Source organism: Vibrio rhodolitus (assembly GCF_003350325.1).
Classification (GTDB): domain Bacteria; phylum Pseudomonadota; class Gammaproteobacteria; order Enterobacterales; family Vibrionaceae; genus Vibrio; species Vibrio rhodolitus.
On sequence record NZ_QLYZ01000010.1, the window covers coordinates 96,219 to 110,390 of the forward strand.

Below are 14,172 nucleotides of genomic sequence, written 5' to 3' on the forward strand. Positions count from 1 at the left end.
GACCTACACGTGATCATTCCAGCGTTAGATTTAATTGAAGGACAAGTAGTTCGCCTTTACCAAGGCGACTACGGTCAAGTAACAGAATACAAGGTTGATCCGGCTGAGCAGTTCAACCTCTATCACCAAGCGGGCGCCAATTGGCTGCACTTAGTTGATTTAACGGGTGCGAAAGACACCACCGCTCGTCAGCTTGATCTTATCGCTAAGTTACTCGCCAGTACGCCTGCCAATATTCAAATAGGCGGCGGTGTGCGCAGCGAGCAAGATGTGGTCGACTTGCTAGAAGCGGGCGCACAACGTGTCGTTGTAGGCTCAACTGCCGTTAAGCAGCCAGAGCTGGTTAAAGGCTGGATGGAGAAATATGGCGCGGAGAAAATTGTCTTAGCACTGGATATCAATATCGATGCTGACGGTACACGCAAAGTGGCGATTTCAGGTTGGCAAGAAGACTCCGGCGTGACCATTGAAGCACTGATCGATGACTACTTAACGGTGGGTCTAAAGCATGTGCTTTGCACCGATATATCGCGTGATGGCACGCTTGCAGGTTCTAACGTTGAGCTTTATGTTGATCTTTGTAAGCAGTACCCACAAGTGCAGTTTCAATCTTCTGGTGGTATCGGCAGTTTAGCGGATATTGAAGCGCTGAAAGGCACGGGCGTGGCAGGTGTCATTGTTGGTCGCGCTCTACTGGATGGCAAGTTTACCGCAGAGGAGGCATTTGCATGTTGGCAAAGCGAATAATTCCGTGTCTCGATGTGCGGGATGGACAGGTAGTAAAAGGCGTTCAGTTTCGCAACCATGAAATCATCGGCGACATTGTCCCGCTAGCAAAGCGCTACGCAGAAGAAGGCGCAGATGAGTTGGTGTTTTATGATATTACCGCATCAAGTGACGGTCGCGTGGTCGACAAAAGCTGGGTGAAGCGTGTAGCGGAAGTGATTGATATTCCTTTCTGCGTTGCCGGTGGTATCAAATCGGCAGAAGATGCAGCGCGTATTTTAGAATTTGGCGCGGATAAAGTGTCAATCAACTCGCCTGCACTGGCAAACCCTGAGCTTATCACTGAACTCGCCGATAAATTTGGCGTGCAGTGCATTGTGGTGGGCATCGACTCTTACTACGACAAAGAGACCGGCAAATATCAGGTGTATCAATTCACGGGTGATGAAGCGCGCACCAAAGCGACTCAATGGCAAACTCGTGATTGGGTACAAGAAGTGCAAAAGCGTGGCGCGGGTGAAATTGTCCTTAACATGATGAACCAAGATGGCGTGCGAAACGGTTACGATATCGAGCAGCTTAATATGGTGCGTGAAGTGTGTAAGGTTCCACTGATTGCATCTGGAGGTGCAGGGGCAATGGAGCATTTTGCGCAAGCTTTCCACCAAGCCAACGTTGATGGCGCACTCGCAGCATCAGTGTTCCACAAACAAGTGATTAATATTGGTGAATTAAAGCAGTACCTACTAGCACAAGGCGTAGTAGCACGACCAGTCGAGGTGAAGTTATGAGTTTTCAAGTGAGCGAGATTGCGGCACTAAGCGAGCGTATTGACTGGAATAAAGTGGATGGTCTATTACCCGTGATTGTGCAAGATTTCCAGTCAAGCCAAGTATTAATGATGGGTTACATGAACCAAGATGCGTTGGCAAAAACTGGTGAAACAGGGCATGTGACCTTTTATTCCCGTACCAAGCAGCGTCTTTGGACCAAAGGCGAAACTTCGGGCAATGTATTGAATTTAGTTAATGCTGCGCTTGATTGTGACAATGACACGTTATTGGTTAAAGTCAATCCAATCGGTCCGACTTGCCACACGGGTACTACAACCTGTTGGGATGGCGATAAGCAAGAAGAGTCGCAATTGGTTTGGCTTCATCAACTTGAACAGCTCTTGGCTGCTCGTAAAGATGCCGATCCCGAGTCATCCTACACCGCTAGTCTCTATGCCCGTGGTACCAAACGTATTTCGCAGAAAGTGGGCGAAGAGGGCGTTGAAGTCGCGCTTGCGGCAACGTCGGGTGACAAGGCGGAATTAGTCTGTGAATCGGCTGATCTCATTTACCACTTGTTTGTGCTGCTTCAAGACCAAGGTTTGTCGTTCAATGATGTGATCAACAAGCTAAAAGAGCGCCACAAATAAGGCTACTTTAGCAAGAGACTGAAAGGGCTGCTTTGTTAAGGCAGCCCTTTTTTGTTGGAACTATTCTAGGCGGTTATATTTCAAATAAGAAATAGAAACCATAACCAACAATTAGTGCGGGAATCGCTGAATAGAAGGTGGCAACTAAAGCCGCTTTAGGAGCCAGCGCAATTGCGGGGAAAAGCGCGTCACCGTCATTTGAAATCGCATTCGCCAGCTGGGCTGATAGCGGCGCCGCGCCTGAGATATATAAGCTAGTAACCAGAATTTGTGGTCCACATCCAGGTAACAGACCGACTGCCAGCCCCATTAATGGCATGTAGACGCCCCAGCCAGAAAATAGCGCGGCAAGATCAATATGACCAAAGAAGGTGGTCAACTCAAACGCCATAAAGGCAACGATCACCCAAGCGGTAACAAAATTGGTATCTTGCGCGGCTTTTTGTAATGGGTGCGAAGAGACGCTTTTGGTATCTTCAGCCACTGTCGATTCATAGTCTTTGATTTCTTTGGTTAATGACCAAAGCAGCATGCTAACGATAATTAACGCTGCGCCGATCCACTCTATGCCCATTTCAGGCAGATGGAACAGTTGGTTGATATCGACCTGAAACGATCCTAGTCCAGCAATGATAGTGGCTGGGACAATAAGCCATTTCCAAAAAGAACCTTGTAGGTTTATCGCTTTCTGTTCAAAAGCAGAATGAGCATTTTCGTTTTTACAGCAGCTATGAGGGAGTGCTTGCTTTAATTGCGGACGCAGAAAATCGTCCTGGTGAATCGCATTCACCGCCCAGCCTGATAGACAGCCAACCACAACGCCAACCGCCATAACTAGTACGCCAACATCCGGTTTACTAGCAAGGAGTAGAAAGGCTGCATCACCCATGGTTGCCGTCAGTACAGCAACCACCGCGCCAAAGCCCACTCTACCGCTTACGAATTGAGTTGTAACGATAATGGCTCCCCCGCAGCCAGGCAACGCGCCGAGCAATGCAGAAAAAACCACTTGATAGCTACGTGAGCTGTTGAACAACGCGACAACTTTGTTTTCTTTACTAATGAATAGCGAAACATAGTGATACACAGCTAACGTAAAAGCGACGTAGCAAGAAACTGCCCAAAATGCATCCGATAGGGTATTAACGGTTACTTCTCGCGTAGCTTCATTGGCAACAAACGCTATCAAAAGGACTGGCAGAAACAAGCGCTTGTAGGTGAGATGAAACTGATGCAGCGAAAGAAAATGCGAAAACTTAGTGGTCAAAGTCGGGTTCATAGCAAGGTGCCCAATAAAAACGATTCTCATTACCAATATATGCAAATGAGAATTATTTGCAACTTAAATTTCCCGTTACGCTTTCTTTTTATGAGCGAGGGCTGAAACCGATGACAAATTGCAAAAATCAGGTAAAGTATCGGCTTTCGTAAGTAATTGCCTAGAAATCCATGGTTACGTGGAAAAAACATAATTTAGGCAAGTGGTAAGACTTAAATAGGAAGAGCAATGATTCTAGTTGTAGGTCACAAGAACCCTGATAGTGATAGTATCTGTAGTGCAATCGTAGCAACTGAGCTACTGAAAGCGCGTGGCAATGAAGCAATGCCAATTCGCCAAGGCGAGATCAACCGCGAAACTCAACACATTCTAGAAGTAGCTGGCGCTGAAACTCCAGAACTACGTACTTCTGTTGCTGGCGAGCAAATCTGGTTAGTTGACTACTCAGATCTAGCACAAGCACCAGACGATGTGGCTGAAGCAGAAATCCTAGGTATCGTTGACCACCACCGTCTAGGTGACGTGATGACAGTGAACCCAATGGAAGCTTGGATCTGGCCTGTAGGTTGTACAAACACTGTACTGTTCAACATGTTCAAGATTGAAGGTCACACCATCACTCCGCAAATCGCTAAACTTATGATGTCAGCAGTCCTTTCTGACACAGTAGGTTTTGCATCACCAACTTGTACACAAAAAGACAAAGATGCAGTAGCTGAGCTAGCTGCAATTGCGGATGTACAAGATGTTGACGCTTTCATCAAAGATCTACTGATTGCTAAGACAGACATCGAAGGTCTATCTGCTGCTGAACTTGTTGAAAAAGACCTTAAAGGTTACCCATTCAACGGTCGTGATGTAGTTGTGGGTCAAGTTGAGCTTGCAACTCTAGAGCAAGTTGATGGTATGATTGAAGCGCTAGAAGCTGACCTAGAGCGCCGCTGTGCTGAAGAAGGTCTAGCATTCGCAGCTGTAATGCTAACTGACATCACAACAGCGCAAACTCGTCTTCTTTACAAAGGTGAGTGGGCTGAGAAACTAGTTAAGCATGAGAAAGATGGCATGCTAATGATGGAAAACACGCTAAGCCGTAAGAAGCAAGGCTGGCCATGGCTACAAACTGAACTAGCATAAGTTGCTGGTTTAGCCTTTTGAATAAAAAACCACTCTTGCGAGTGGTTTTTTTGTCTTAACTATCGGTAGCAATAAATAGCAGTAGCAATAAATTCTAGCGAATTACTTATCTTTATTCTCTGCGCTATTTTTTATACTCTCGACCTTTTCTTCCGCTGCTTTTTTCGCTTGTTCTGCTTTTTCTTCTGCAACCTGCTTTGCTTGTTCTGCCTTTTCTTTAGCGAGCTCTGCGCCTTTATTTGAGTAGTGTGAAAGCAAAATTTCTAGGTTCTCAAAGCGAGGGTGGATTTTATAACTAACAAAAATAAACAGGTTTAATAAGATAAATCCAAGCAGCAACACAACAGCGCCGTAACTTAACGTTGAAATGGCAGCTTCAATAGCAGACCCAACACCTCTACTGCTGCCGAACATATTAACGAGTTCATAGAGCTCTTTTACTGCTGAATATAGTTGGTAGTAAAGATAGGCTAAAGTAAGAACCGCTAGACCTTTAGCAAGTAATTTTGGTAAGCCTGTAAAACATGCCGCAGCACCGGCTGCCATGAGTAACACCACAGAAAACCCGTAATAATCGATGCCCGTGGTGGATTGGGCGCTGCCAAATATTTTAATTGTGATAATGGGTAGAAATGAACCAATAACGATAAGACCGAAGGCTAATGTGCCAATCTTATTTAGAAATTTAGGCGCTGCCTGTTGAACTGACGCTTGACTAGTATCCACTGGTGACTCTCCTTGTTTGATCAATATAACGCTTCATGCGAGTGGTTTTGCATATTGTAATACATGTAACTGATTGTAAATATGTATTAGTGTGACAGATTTCGCAGCAATCAGTTTGTATTTACCATATTGCTTATTAATGACATCACAAGCTAAATCCTAAAACTAAAAAATCGCTCACCACCTGAGTGGGAGCGATTTTAATTAAGCTTTCAATTTACTTGCTGTTTTAGGAACAAGGAGTAGGAGTGTAGCTACGCTTGTTGTTTTTCTAATTCCGCTTGTGCGGCTTCTTCTTCAATCAGCGCATCAACAATTACGGCACAAGCTGCATCACCCGTGATGTTGAGGGCTGTGCGGATCATGTCAAAGATACGGTCCAATGCGAATAGCAGTGGTAGACCTTCGATTGGAATGCCTGCGGCAAGCAGTACTGCAACCACAAGGAATGATGGTCCCGGAACACCCGCTTGACCAACCGCACCTAAAGTTGAAGTAACAATAATCGCGATGTATGCACCCATACCAAGTTCAATGTTAAACAGTTGGGCGAAGAAGATTGCTACCAAACCGTAGTAGATCGCGTTACCAGACATGTTGATTGTTGCGCCAAGTGGCAGAACAAATGATGCTGTTGAGTTGCGCACTTTTAGCTCGTGCTCAACAGTATCCATAGTCACAGGTAGTGTCGCCATGGATGAGGCGGTAGAGAGAGCAACTGCCTGAGGCTTTTTCATTGCACTGATAAACTGTTTGGCTGATGTCTTAGTAAACAGGTGGATCATTGCAGGGTAAACGACAAAGCCAAAGATCAGGATGGCTGCGACGTATACAACAAAGAGTTTAAATACCACCATTAGCGCGCCAAAACCAAAGGTACCTACTGCTTCTGCCATGAGACCGAAGACACCAATAGGCGCGATAACCATAACCTTGTTGATCATCCAAACCATGCTATCAACAATGGTATTTACGCCATTGATAATCGGTGTACGGCGTTCTTTGTCTTGGCGAGAAAGTGCGATACCGAAAAATAGACAGAACACCAAGATTTGTAGAATATTCGCTTCGTTTAGGGATTGGAAAACGTTGGTTGGGATCATACCGGTAACGGTCGCCCAGAAAGTAGGAAGTTCCCCTTTAGCAGCGTATTCAGATGAGAACATGCCTTCCACGCTCGACAGGTCAATGCCGATACCTGGTTGGAAAACCACGCCCATCACGATAGCCAGTGCCACCGCCAGAGCTGAAGTTAGACCAAAGTAACCTAGCGTTACTGCACCAACTTTACCTGCAGCATGGCTATTGCCTAAGCCCGCGGAACCAGAAATAAGTGCGACTGCGACTAGTGGAATCACTAGCATTTTGATTAGATTAATAAAAATTGCGCCAAGTGGAGCAAACATTGCAGCATCTTGACCCATCATGGCACCAACGGCAGTACCGACGATCATTGCAATGACAACTTGAACACCTATGTTGCTTAGCAAACCTTTTTTCTCTAACACTTCCATAACCTCTGTGCTAATAAATGATAAATCCCCAATATTAACCACTGCACATATTGTGGTAGGTAGCTAATAATGTCGGCTAAGTTTGTACACTTATTGTTTACATTTGGCAACAAAGAAAATTATAAATCCATCATTACTAGTGACAGTTTAATGACAAATTTATTGGCTAAATTGAGGGGTAACGTTTGCTCTGGTGGTGATTTATTGGATATTTCGCAAATGGATGGATTTATATAAACGTGATCAATGTAACAATGTTGCAAGTGTTAAACTAAAACGGCTCGAGAGAGTTAACTCCCGAGCCGCAAATCAGCTTATCTAAACGTTACTTTTGTGTTGCTGCTTTCATCGCAGTAACAAAGTTACCTAGTGCTTCGAGCATAAGCTCTGGTTGAGGGTGGTTATTCTCAATGATTTTAACCACAGCCGATCCTGAAATTGCGCCTGCCGCGCCAGCTTCAAGCGCTTGTTTCACTTGCTCAGGTTCTGAAATGCCAAAGCCAAGTAGAGCAGGCGGCGCATCAAATTTATTCAGGCGCTCTAGCATATCGCTTACTGGCATATTGGCTTTGGTTTCAGCGCCAGTTACCCCCGCACGTGACAGTAGGTAAGTGTAGCCGCTGCCTAACTCTGCTACAGATTGAAGCGTCTCGTCGCTGGCGGTTGGTGGCGCAATAAAGATTGGGTGAATACCAAACTCGTTAGCGGCTGCCACAAACTCAGCGCTTTCATTGGTCGGAACATCGGCAATCAGCACCGAATCAACACCAGCTTCTGCACAGCGTTGATAAAAGTCTTCTATACCGCGTGAAAACACCAAGTTGGCATACATCAACAGACCAATCGGTAACTCTGGAAACTCAGCACGGATTTTACTGATCAGCTCAAAGCAAATTGCCGGTGTTGCGCCTGCATCCAACGCGCGAATGTTAGCGCCTTGAATGGTTGGACCATCTGCCAGCGGGTCGGAGAATGGCATGCCTAACTCAAGTGCGTCAGCACCAGATTTTGCTAACGTGCGCATGATTTCTAGCGAGTGTTCAGGGCTAGGATCGCAGATGGTAACGAACGGGACAAATGCGCCTTGGTTTTTCTCTGCAAGGCGAGCAAACATTGATTGATAACGGTCCATTACATCACTCCTTTTTCTTCTAGGAGGGCGTGGACAGTAAAGATGTCTTTGTCACCACGACCCGATAGGTTTACCACCAGTAGTTGTTCTTGTTCTGGGTTTTCACGTGCCATGCGCAGTGCATGAGCCAGTGCGTGAGAGGATTCTAGCGCTGGAATGATCCCTTCGCTACGCGCAAGTTCTTGGAAAGCTTCTAGCGCTTCGTCATCGGTGACGTTGTCATACTCAGCACGTCCAATCGCATTTAAGTGCGCGTGTTGTGGTCCCACTGACGGAAAGTCTAGACCAGCTGACACTGAGTAAGACTCTTCAACTTGACCGTTGGCATCTTGCATCAGTGGCGCTTTCATGCCAAAGAAAATACCGGTTTTGCCATGTTTTAGCGGTGCACCATGTTGGTCAGTATCAATGCCTTTACCTGCAGGTTCGACGCCAATTAGACGCACACTTTCTTCTTCAATGAAGTCGGCAAACATACCAATAGCGTTAGAGCCACCACCCACACAGGCAATGACTGCATCAGGCAGGCGACCTTCACGGGCTAAAATCTGGTTTTTGGTCTCTTCACCAATCATGCGCTGGAAGTCACGCACAATCGTTGGGAATGGGTGAGGACCCGCCGCTGTACCTAGCAAGTAGTGCGCGGTTTCGTAGCTGCCAGACCAGTCGCGTAGCGCTTCATTACAGGCATCTTTTAGTGTGGCTGAACCTGAATGCACCGGGATCACTTCTGCGCCCATTAGTTTCATGCGAAATACGTTCGGGCTTTGACGCTCAACGTCTTTCGCGCCCATGTAAACGCGGCATTTTAGTCCGAGTAGCGCACAGGCGAGGGCAGTCGCCACACCGTGTTGACCCGCACCTGTTTCAGCGATGATTTCATGTTTACCCATGCGTTTTGCCAGCAACGCTTGACCAAGTACTTGGTTGGTCTTGTGTGCGCCGCCGTGCAGCAAATCTTCACGCTTTAGATACAGTTTGGTTTTGGTGCCTTTGGTCAGGTTACGAGTCAGCGTTAACGCTGTTGGGCGACCCGCATACTCTTGCAGCAGTGACATAAACTCGCTGCGAAACGCAGGATCTTCTTGTGCATCAATAAACGCTTGCTCTAGTTGCTCTAGCGCAGGCACTAGAATTTGCGGAACGTATTGACCGCCGTATTCGCCGAAATAGGCATTTAACATCGCCATTGCTTGTCTTCCTTAATATTCTCTAATTGCAGCAAACGCTTGTTGCAACTTAACTAAATCTTTTTTACCTGGTGCGCTTTCCACACCGGAATTGAGGTCTAAACCGAGGCAGCCTAATGTGCCTGCTTGCTGGGCGTTATCTGCCGATAATCCGCCAGCCAGCATCACTTCTTTAGTGCAGCCGATTAATGACCAATCAAATACTTTGCCTGTACCGCCGCTTTGTTTACCGACTTGAGCATCGAGTAGATGGCGGTCGATATGGCGGCTAAGACGTTGCACCTGTTTATCACTCACGCCATAGGCTTTCCAAATCTGAATCTCTTGCGGCAGTTGAATGCGCAGAACATCCACATACTCCTGAGACTCGCTACCATGTAACTGCACCGCAGCAAGGTTCAATTGGGTAGCAATTTCAGCCACAATTTCGACAGGGTGATTTTGAAAAACGCCAACATAGTTAAGCGGCGCACCACTCATTACGAGACGAGCATTTTCTGGGCTCACATAACGTTTAGAGGCTTCAACAAAGATCAAACCACCATAGACGGCACCAGATTGATACGCCTTAGCGGCATCGTCTGAATGGGTCAAACCACACACTTTGTTTTGCCCGAGGGTTACTTTGCGCACTGCTTGCTCGAGGTTATCTTCCGCCATCAGCGAACTGCCAATTAAGAAACCATCGGCAAACTCAGCCAGTTCACGCACCTGCTGGTGGGTGTAAATCCCCGATTCAGAGATAACCGTGGCGTTGGGTGCCAGTTCACGGATGGTTGGAGCTAACTCTTTGGTACGGTTTAAATCGGTGCTGAGATCGCGCAGGTTGCGGTTGTTAATACCGATGACTTTAGCGCCCAGTTTGACCGCTCGATGCAGCTCGTCTTCGTTGCTCACCTCAGTTAAAACACCCATCTTCAGAGAATGGGCAACGTCAGCAAGTTCTTGGTACTGAGCATCATCCAATACTGACAGCATCAACAGAATCGCATCCGCGCTATAGTGGCGCGCAAGATACACTTGGTAGCTGTCGACCATAAAATCTTTACATAAGATAGGTTGGCGAGCCTGTTTGCGCACTTGCGGCAGAAACTCAAAATCACCTTGGAAGTATTTTTCATCGGTCAGCACTGAGATGGCACTTGCGTGGCGATCATAGGTTGAGGCGATGTAGTCCAAGTTAAAATCGTCCCGGATCAGCCCCTTTGACGGTGAGGCTTTTTTACATTCAAGAATGAACGCGGTTTTATCTCCACTCAGCGCTTGGTAGAAGTCGCGATCAGATGGCTCAAGCTCGGTTTGAAATTCAGCGAGCGGTTGCGTTTGATTGCGCTCCGCGACCCATTGATATTTGTCACGGACAATCTTTGCTAATACTTCTGCCATTTGCGCTTCTTGTTTCGATACGTGCTGGGAGAGCTTTTCAGATGTTTGTGTCATAGGTGATCCTTAGCCGCGTGCCGCTAACTGTTCAACTAACTTAAATGCCTTGCCAGAATTCATCACGTCGATCGCTTGCTGAGTATTGGCTTTAAGGTTTTCGTGACCAAATAGGCGCATCAATAACGCTACGTTGACCGCGACTGCACCTAATTGTGCCTTAGTGCCGCTGCCGGTCAAAATGTTGGTAATGATCGCTTTGTTTTCTTCTGGATCGCCACCCTTAATTGCTTCCAATGGGAAACGTTCCACACCAAAATCTTCCGGTGATAGGGTGTATTCATGAATTTGTCCGTCTTTGATTTCAGCCACGGTGGTTTCGCCGTGAATCGCCACTTCATCTAAGCCGCTGCCATGCACCACAGCCGCGCGCTTCATGCCCATTTTCAGCATGGTTTCTGCAATTGGGCGAACCAGTTCTTCGCTGTAGACACCCATCAGCTCGATATTCGGGCGAGCTGGGTTAATCAAAGGACCTAAGATATTGAAGATCGTGCGAGTTTTCATGGTTTGACGCACTGGCATCGCGTGACGTACACCACCGTGATATTGTGGCGCAAATAAGAAAGCCACACCAAGGTCATCAACGGCTTCACGCGTGTCATCTGCACTCATCGCGAGGTTGATGCCGAATGAATCAAGCAGATCCGATGAACCGGATTTGCTCGACACGCTACGGTTACCGTGCTTAGCGACTTTAAGCCCACAACCTGCCGCAACAAAAGCGGCGGTCGTCGAGATATTGATAGTGTCGTGTCCGTCACCACCAGTGCCAACGATATCGGCAAAATCATAGTCTGGACGTGGGAACGGGTTAGCGTTTTCGAGCAATGCTTTAGCCGCGCCAGCGATCTCTGCGGGTGTTTCACCTTTGATCTTCAGTGCCGTTAGGGCAGAAGCCATCAAAATCGGGTCTAATTCACCACGGATAATCAGGTCGAAAAGCTGCTGGCTCTCTTGCTCAGTCAGTGACTCTTGCTCATATAGTTTATTAATAATCTGTTCCATGATCTTTTCCTTATCCGTTGGTTCGCTCTAATGCCCATTCAATCGCATTGGCGAGAAGTGTCGCTCCATAGGTGGTCATAATTGACTCAGGATGAAATTGGAAACCACACACTTTGTCTTGTTCTTGCACCACTGACATCACCAAACCGTCAACTTCGGCGGTCACCGTTAGGCTATCTGACACCTCGGTCGCAACCAGAGAGTGGTAGCGCGCAATAGCAAGCGGTGAGGGCAAGCCTTGGTAGATGGTGTGGTTCTGATGTTCCATCATCGAGACCTTACCATGCACAATTTCGCCAGCGCCTGCAACCTTGCCACCGTAAGCTTCAACGATGGCTTGGTGCCCAAGACAGATACCTATCATAGGCACTTTGCCTTTTAAGCGTTGAATCAACTCGGGCATGCAACCTGCCTCTGCGGGCGCACCAGGACCAGGAGAGAGCAACATCACTGGGTTTGGCAGTTTTAGTACCGCTTGTTCGATACTCTCTGCGGCAATGTGGTTGCGGTAAATTGTGACTTCATGCCCCAGTGAACGAAATTGGTCGACTAGGTTGTAAGTAAACGAGTCAAAGTTGTCGATAAATACAATATTTGCCATGTTTAACACCTATACCTTGTCTGTACTTTGGTTATGGGCTTTATGCGCCGCTTGGATGGCTGAGATCACCGCTTGCGCTTTACCGCGGGTTTCATCCGCTTCCGCTTGCGGGTGTGAGTCGAAGACCACGCCCGCACCGGCTTGCACCTGGGCGATACCATCTTCGACATACGCCGAGCGAATCACGATACAAGTATCCAGTGTCCCTTCGCCAGTTAGGTAACCGACTGCACCGCCATAGCTGCCGCGTCGCGCTTGTTCGACATCGCGAATTAATTGCATAGCACGGATCTTTGGCGCACCGGTCAGTGTGCCCATGTTCATGCAAGCTTGATAGGCGTGTAGCGCATCAAGATCATCACGCAGTTGACCGACCACACGAGAGACTAAGTGCATCACATGGCTGTAACGGTCGACTTTTAGAAGGTCTGCAACATGGCGAGTGCCAGCCGCAGAAATACGCGCAACGTCGTTGCGAGCTAAGTCAACCAGCATCATGTGCTCGGCGTTTTCTTTGGTATCAGCGCGCAGTTCAAGCTCAATACGGCTATCGAGGTCAAAATCGATTTCACCGTTAGGGCGTTTACCTCGGCGGCGCGTGCCAGCAATTGGGTAAATTTCTACTTGGTTGGTGTGCGTTTCGTATTTGAGTGCGCTTTCTGGCGACGCGCCAAACAGAGTAAATAACTCATCTTGCATGTAGAACATGTAAGGGCTTGGATTGCTCTGCTTTAACTCTTTATAGGCGGCCAGAGGAGATGGGCAAGGCAGAGTGAAGCGGCGTGAAGGCACCACTTGGAACACATCACCTTTAATCACAAACTGTTTAAGGTCGCGTACGGTTTGGCAAAAGTCCTGATCCGAAACGCTTGGCACAGGCTCAACGCTAGGCAATTGTTCTGCTTGAGGCAGTGATTTAAGTTCTCCACACGCTTTGGCAATCTCTACTAGACGTTTTTCAATCGTCGCCGCGCTGCTGCTGGCGTTAAAACGCGTCGCTTGAAGTTGGCAGCTTTGCGTTTGGTGATCAACCACCAATAGCGTTTCAGCAACATAAAATACATAATCAGGACACTTGTTGGTTGCCTTAGCTGTGCCTAAAGGCTCAAAGTTTGCGACTAGGTCATAGGCAAACAGACCGCCAATAAAGATCGCGTGCTTATCTTGGTGTCTAAGGTCGAAGCTGTGTTGAATGAGACGCAGCGCATCAAAAGAAGAGGCTTCACGCAGGCGAGAGTCTTCATCTAAGGTGTTGCAAGGCTCGCTAAACTCGATGGTCAGTGTGTTACTAGTCAGCTTAAATTCAATGTTGTCATTGATGTTGTGGCTGATGTGTTCAATCAGAGCCTGACCATTATCAGTCAGAGCGGTCATGGTAACGGTGTGCTCAAGGCAAACAATGCGCACAGCGGAGTCAACGATAAGTAGGCTTTTTAAATCCTGCTTAGAGTCAATTTCAGCGGATTCGAGTAACAAACTATCGGTTTTGTTTTCGCACAGTGTATGAAACAGGCTAGTGGGATCGGCTGAATAAGGCACTTCAGTCTGCAATACATCCACTTTTGCTAGCTTGTTGATTGTTATGGTCTTGTTCACAAGACCTCCTTCATTAACTATTTATATTCCTTTCCGTTACACAGTCTCGCATAAAGCTAACAATCCCCAAAACATCCTCGGTGTATATTTTTATACCCAAGTGACTTCAAGGTGCAGGATTCAGAGCGTTGTCATAGTTTTGAGTTCAAGGAAAACGACGCGGTGAAATAGTGAACTATTTCCAAGTCGTTTGACGCAGAAATCAGGGCTGTGACACGCTCCCAAAGGGCGAGTTGCCTTGGTTTGTATACTTCGTTAACGATTTTTGATTTAGAGCCACTAGATCTTCAAATCGTCGCCTTGTCTACAAAACAAGTCATTCTCGCTGAACCAGGCACCTTGAGGTTATTTGGGTATACTCCTTAGACAGTTGGATGTGAGATGCGCAACAAAACAAAAAGCC

The 14,172-nt window shown here is 47.1% G+C and carries 13 protein-coding genes and 1 other annotated feature (1 of these 14 cut by a window edge); of the genes, 4 read left to right on the forward strand and 9 right to left on the reverse strand.

Translation table 11 applies throughout. The features are described from left to right. Positions 1 to 9 precede the first annotated feature (9 nt). The 3 genes from hisA to hisIE are packed head-to-tail and all read left to right on the forward strand — an operon-like array spanning position 10 to position 2,149. Positions 10 to 747 carry a 1-(5-phosphoribosyl)-5-[(5-phosphoribosylamino)methylideneamino]imidazole-4-carboxamide isomerase gene (hisA, locus tag DPF93_RS11330; protein WP_114766276.1) on the forward strand — a complete coding sequence of 246 codons (738 nt, stop codon included), beginning with the start codon at positions 10 to 12 and terminating at the stop codon, positions 745 to 747. Beyond that, on the forward strand, positions 729 to 1,517 hold the full coding sequence (hisF, locus tag DPF93_RS11335) for an imidazole glycerol phosphate synthase subunit HisF (protein ID WP_114766277.1): 789 nt from the start codon (positions 729 to 731) through the stop codon (positions 1,515 to 1,517). The genes hisA and hisF overlap by 19 nt, the downstream gene beginning before the upstream one ends. Continuing rightward, entirely contained in the window at positions 1,514 to 2,149 is a 636-nt protein-coding gene (gene hisIE, locus DPF93_RS11340; RefSeq protein ID WP_114766278.1) for a bifunctional phosphoribosyl-AMP cyclohydrolase/phosphoribosyl-ATP diphosphatase HisIE, read from the forward strand. Before hisF ends, hisIE begins: the two co-directional genes overlap by 4 nt. Before the next feature lie 73 nt (positions 2,150 to 2,222). Here hisIE and DPF93_RS11345 read toward each other — a convergent pair whose 3' ends face one another. Beyond that, positions 2,223 to 3,428 (reverse strand): putative manganese transporter, encoded by a 1,206-nt coding sequence (locus DPF93_RS11345; RefSeq protein WP_114766279.1) that lies wholly within the window; start codon positions 3,426 to 3,428, stop codon positions 2,223 to 2,225. 228 nt (positions 3,429 to 3,656) lie between these two features. On the opposite strand from DPF93_RS11345, the gene DPF93_RS11350 reads away from it, so the two are divergent. Further along, positions 3,657 to 4,562: a manganese-dependent inorganic pyrophosphatase gene (locus DPF93_RS11350; protein WP_114766280.1), complete on the forward strand. Its 906-nt coding sequence runs from the start codon at positions 3,657 to 3,659 to the stop codon at positions 4,560 to 4,562. Positions 4,563 to 4,664: 102 nt separating this feature from the next. On the opposite strand, the gene DPF93_RS11355 is transcribed toward DPF93_RS11350, so the two are convergent. The 8 genes from DPF93_RS11355 to DPF93_RS11390 form a co-directional block, all read right to left on the reverse strand. Next, positions 4,665 to 5,312 carry a hypothetical protein gene (locus tag DPF93_RS11355; RefSeq protein ID WP_123777536.1) on the reverse strand — a complete coding sequence of 216 codons (648 nt, stop codon included), beginning with the start codon at positions 5,310 to 5,312 and terminating at the stop codon, positions 4,665 to 4,667. A gap of 230 nt (positions 5,313 to 5,542) precedes the next feature. After that, entirely contained in the window at positions 5,543 to 6,802 is a 1,260-nt protein-coding gene (locus tag DPF93_RS11360) for a dicarboxylate/amino acid:cation symporter (RefSeq protein ID WP_114766282.1), read from the reverse strand. A gap of 325 nt (positions 6,803 to 7,127) precedes the next feature. Continuing rightward, on the reverse strand, positions 7,128 to 7,934 hold the full coding sequence (trpA, locus tag DPF93_RS11365; RefSeq protein ID WP_114766283.1) for a tryptophan synthase subunit alpha: 807 nt from the start codon (positions 7,932 to 7,934) through the stop codon (positions 7,128 to 7,130). Continuing rightward, positions 7,934 to 9,124, reverse strand: a complete 1,191-nt coding sequence (gene trpB, locus DPF93_RS11370) for a tryptophan synthase subunit beta (protein WP_114766284.1) — start codon at positions 9,122 to 9,124, stop codon at positions 7,934 to 7,936. The genes trpA and trpB overlap by 1 nt, the downstream gene beginning before the upstream one ends. A 12-nt stretch (positions 9,125 to 9,136) precedes the next feature. After that, the gene (trpCF, locus tag DPF93_RS11375) at positions 9,137 to 10,564 is read right to left on the reverse strand and encodes a bifunctional indole-3-glycerol-phosphate synthase TrpC/phosphoribosylanthranilate isomerase TrpF (RefSeq protein WP_114766285.1); all 1,428 of its coding nucleotides are present in this window, start codon (positions 10,562 to 10,564) and stop codon (positions 9,137 to 9,139) included. A 9-nt stretch (positions 10,565 to 10,573) separates the two neighbouring features. Continuing rightward, positions 10,574 to 11,572: an anthranilate phosphoribosyltransferase gene (trpD, locus tag DPF93_RS11380; RefSeq protein WP_075651230.1), complete on the reverse strand. Its 999-nt coding sequence runs from the start codon at positions 11,570 to 11,572 to the stop codon at positions 10,574 to 10,576. Between the two features lie 10 nt (positions 11,573 to 11,582). After that, positions 11,583 to 12,173 (reverse strand): aminodeoxychorismate/anthranilate synthase component II, encoded by a 591-nt coding sequence (locus DPF93_RS11385; protein WP_114766286.1) that lies wholly within the window; start codon positions 12,171 to 12,173, stop codon positions 11,583 to 11,585. Between the two features lie 9 nt (positions 12,174 to 12,182). Beyond that, positions 12,183 to 13,769, reverse strand: coding sequence for an anthranilate synthase component 1 (locus DPF93_RS11390; RefSeq protein WP_114766287.1), 1,587 nt, complete (start codon positions 13,767 to 13,769; stop codon positions 12,183 to 12,185). A gap of 392 nt (positions 13,770 to 14,161) precedes the next feature. Then, positions 14,162 to 14,172 (reverse strand) — a sequence feature (Trp leader region); it runs 104 nt beyond the window's last position.

Bases quoted from the DNA above. Each gene is read 5' to 3' on its own strand.
- hisF (WP_114766277.1), top strand. From the start codon at position 729: ATGTTGGCAAAGCGAATAATTCCGTGTCTCGATGTGCGGGATGGACAG.
- hisIE (WP_114766278.1), top strand. From the start codon at position 1,514: ATGAGTTTTCAAGTGAGCGAGATTGCGGCACTAAGCGAGCGTATTGAC.
- DPF93_RS11345 (WP_114766279.1), bottom strand. From the start codon at position 3,428: ATGAACCCGACTTTGACCACTAAGTTTTCGCATTTTCTTTCGCTGCAT.
- DPF93_RS11350 (WP_114766280.1), top strand. From the start codon at position 3,657: ATGATTCTAGTTGTAGGTCACAAGAACCCTGATAGTGATAGTATCTGT.
- DPF93_RS11360 (WP_114766282.1), bottom strand. From the start codon at position 6,802: ATGGAAGTGTTAGAGAAAAAAGGTTTGCTAAGCAACATAGGTGTTCAA.
- trpA (WP_114766283.1), bottom strand. From the start codon at position 7,934: ATGGACCGTTATCAATCAATGTTTGCTCGCCTTGCAGAGAAAAACCAA.
- trpB (WP_114766284.1), bottom strand. From the start codon at position 9,124: ATGGCGATGTTAAATGCCTATTTCGGCGAATACGGCGGTCAATACGTT.
- trpCF (WP_114766285.1), bottom strand. From the start codon at position 10,564: ATGACACAAACATCTGAAAAGCTCTCCCAGCACGTATCGAAACAAGAA.
- trpD (WP_075651230.1), bottom strand. From the start codon at position 11,572: ATGGAACAGATTATTAATAAACTATATGAGCAAGAGTCACTGACTGAG.
- DPF93_RS11385 (WP_114766286.1), bottom strand. From the start codon at position 12,173: ATGGCAAATATTGTATTTATCGACAACTTTGACTCGTTTACTTACAAC.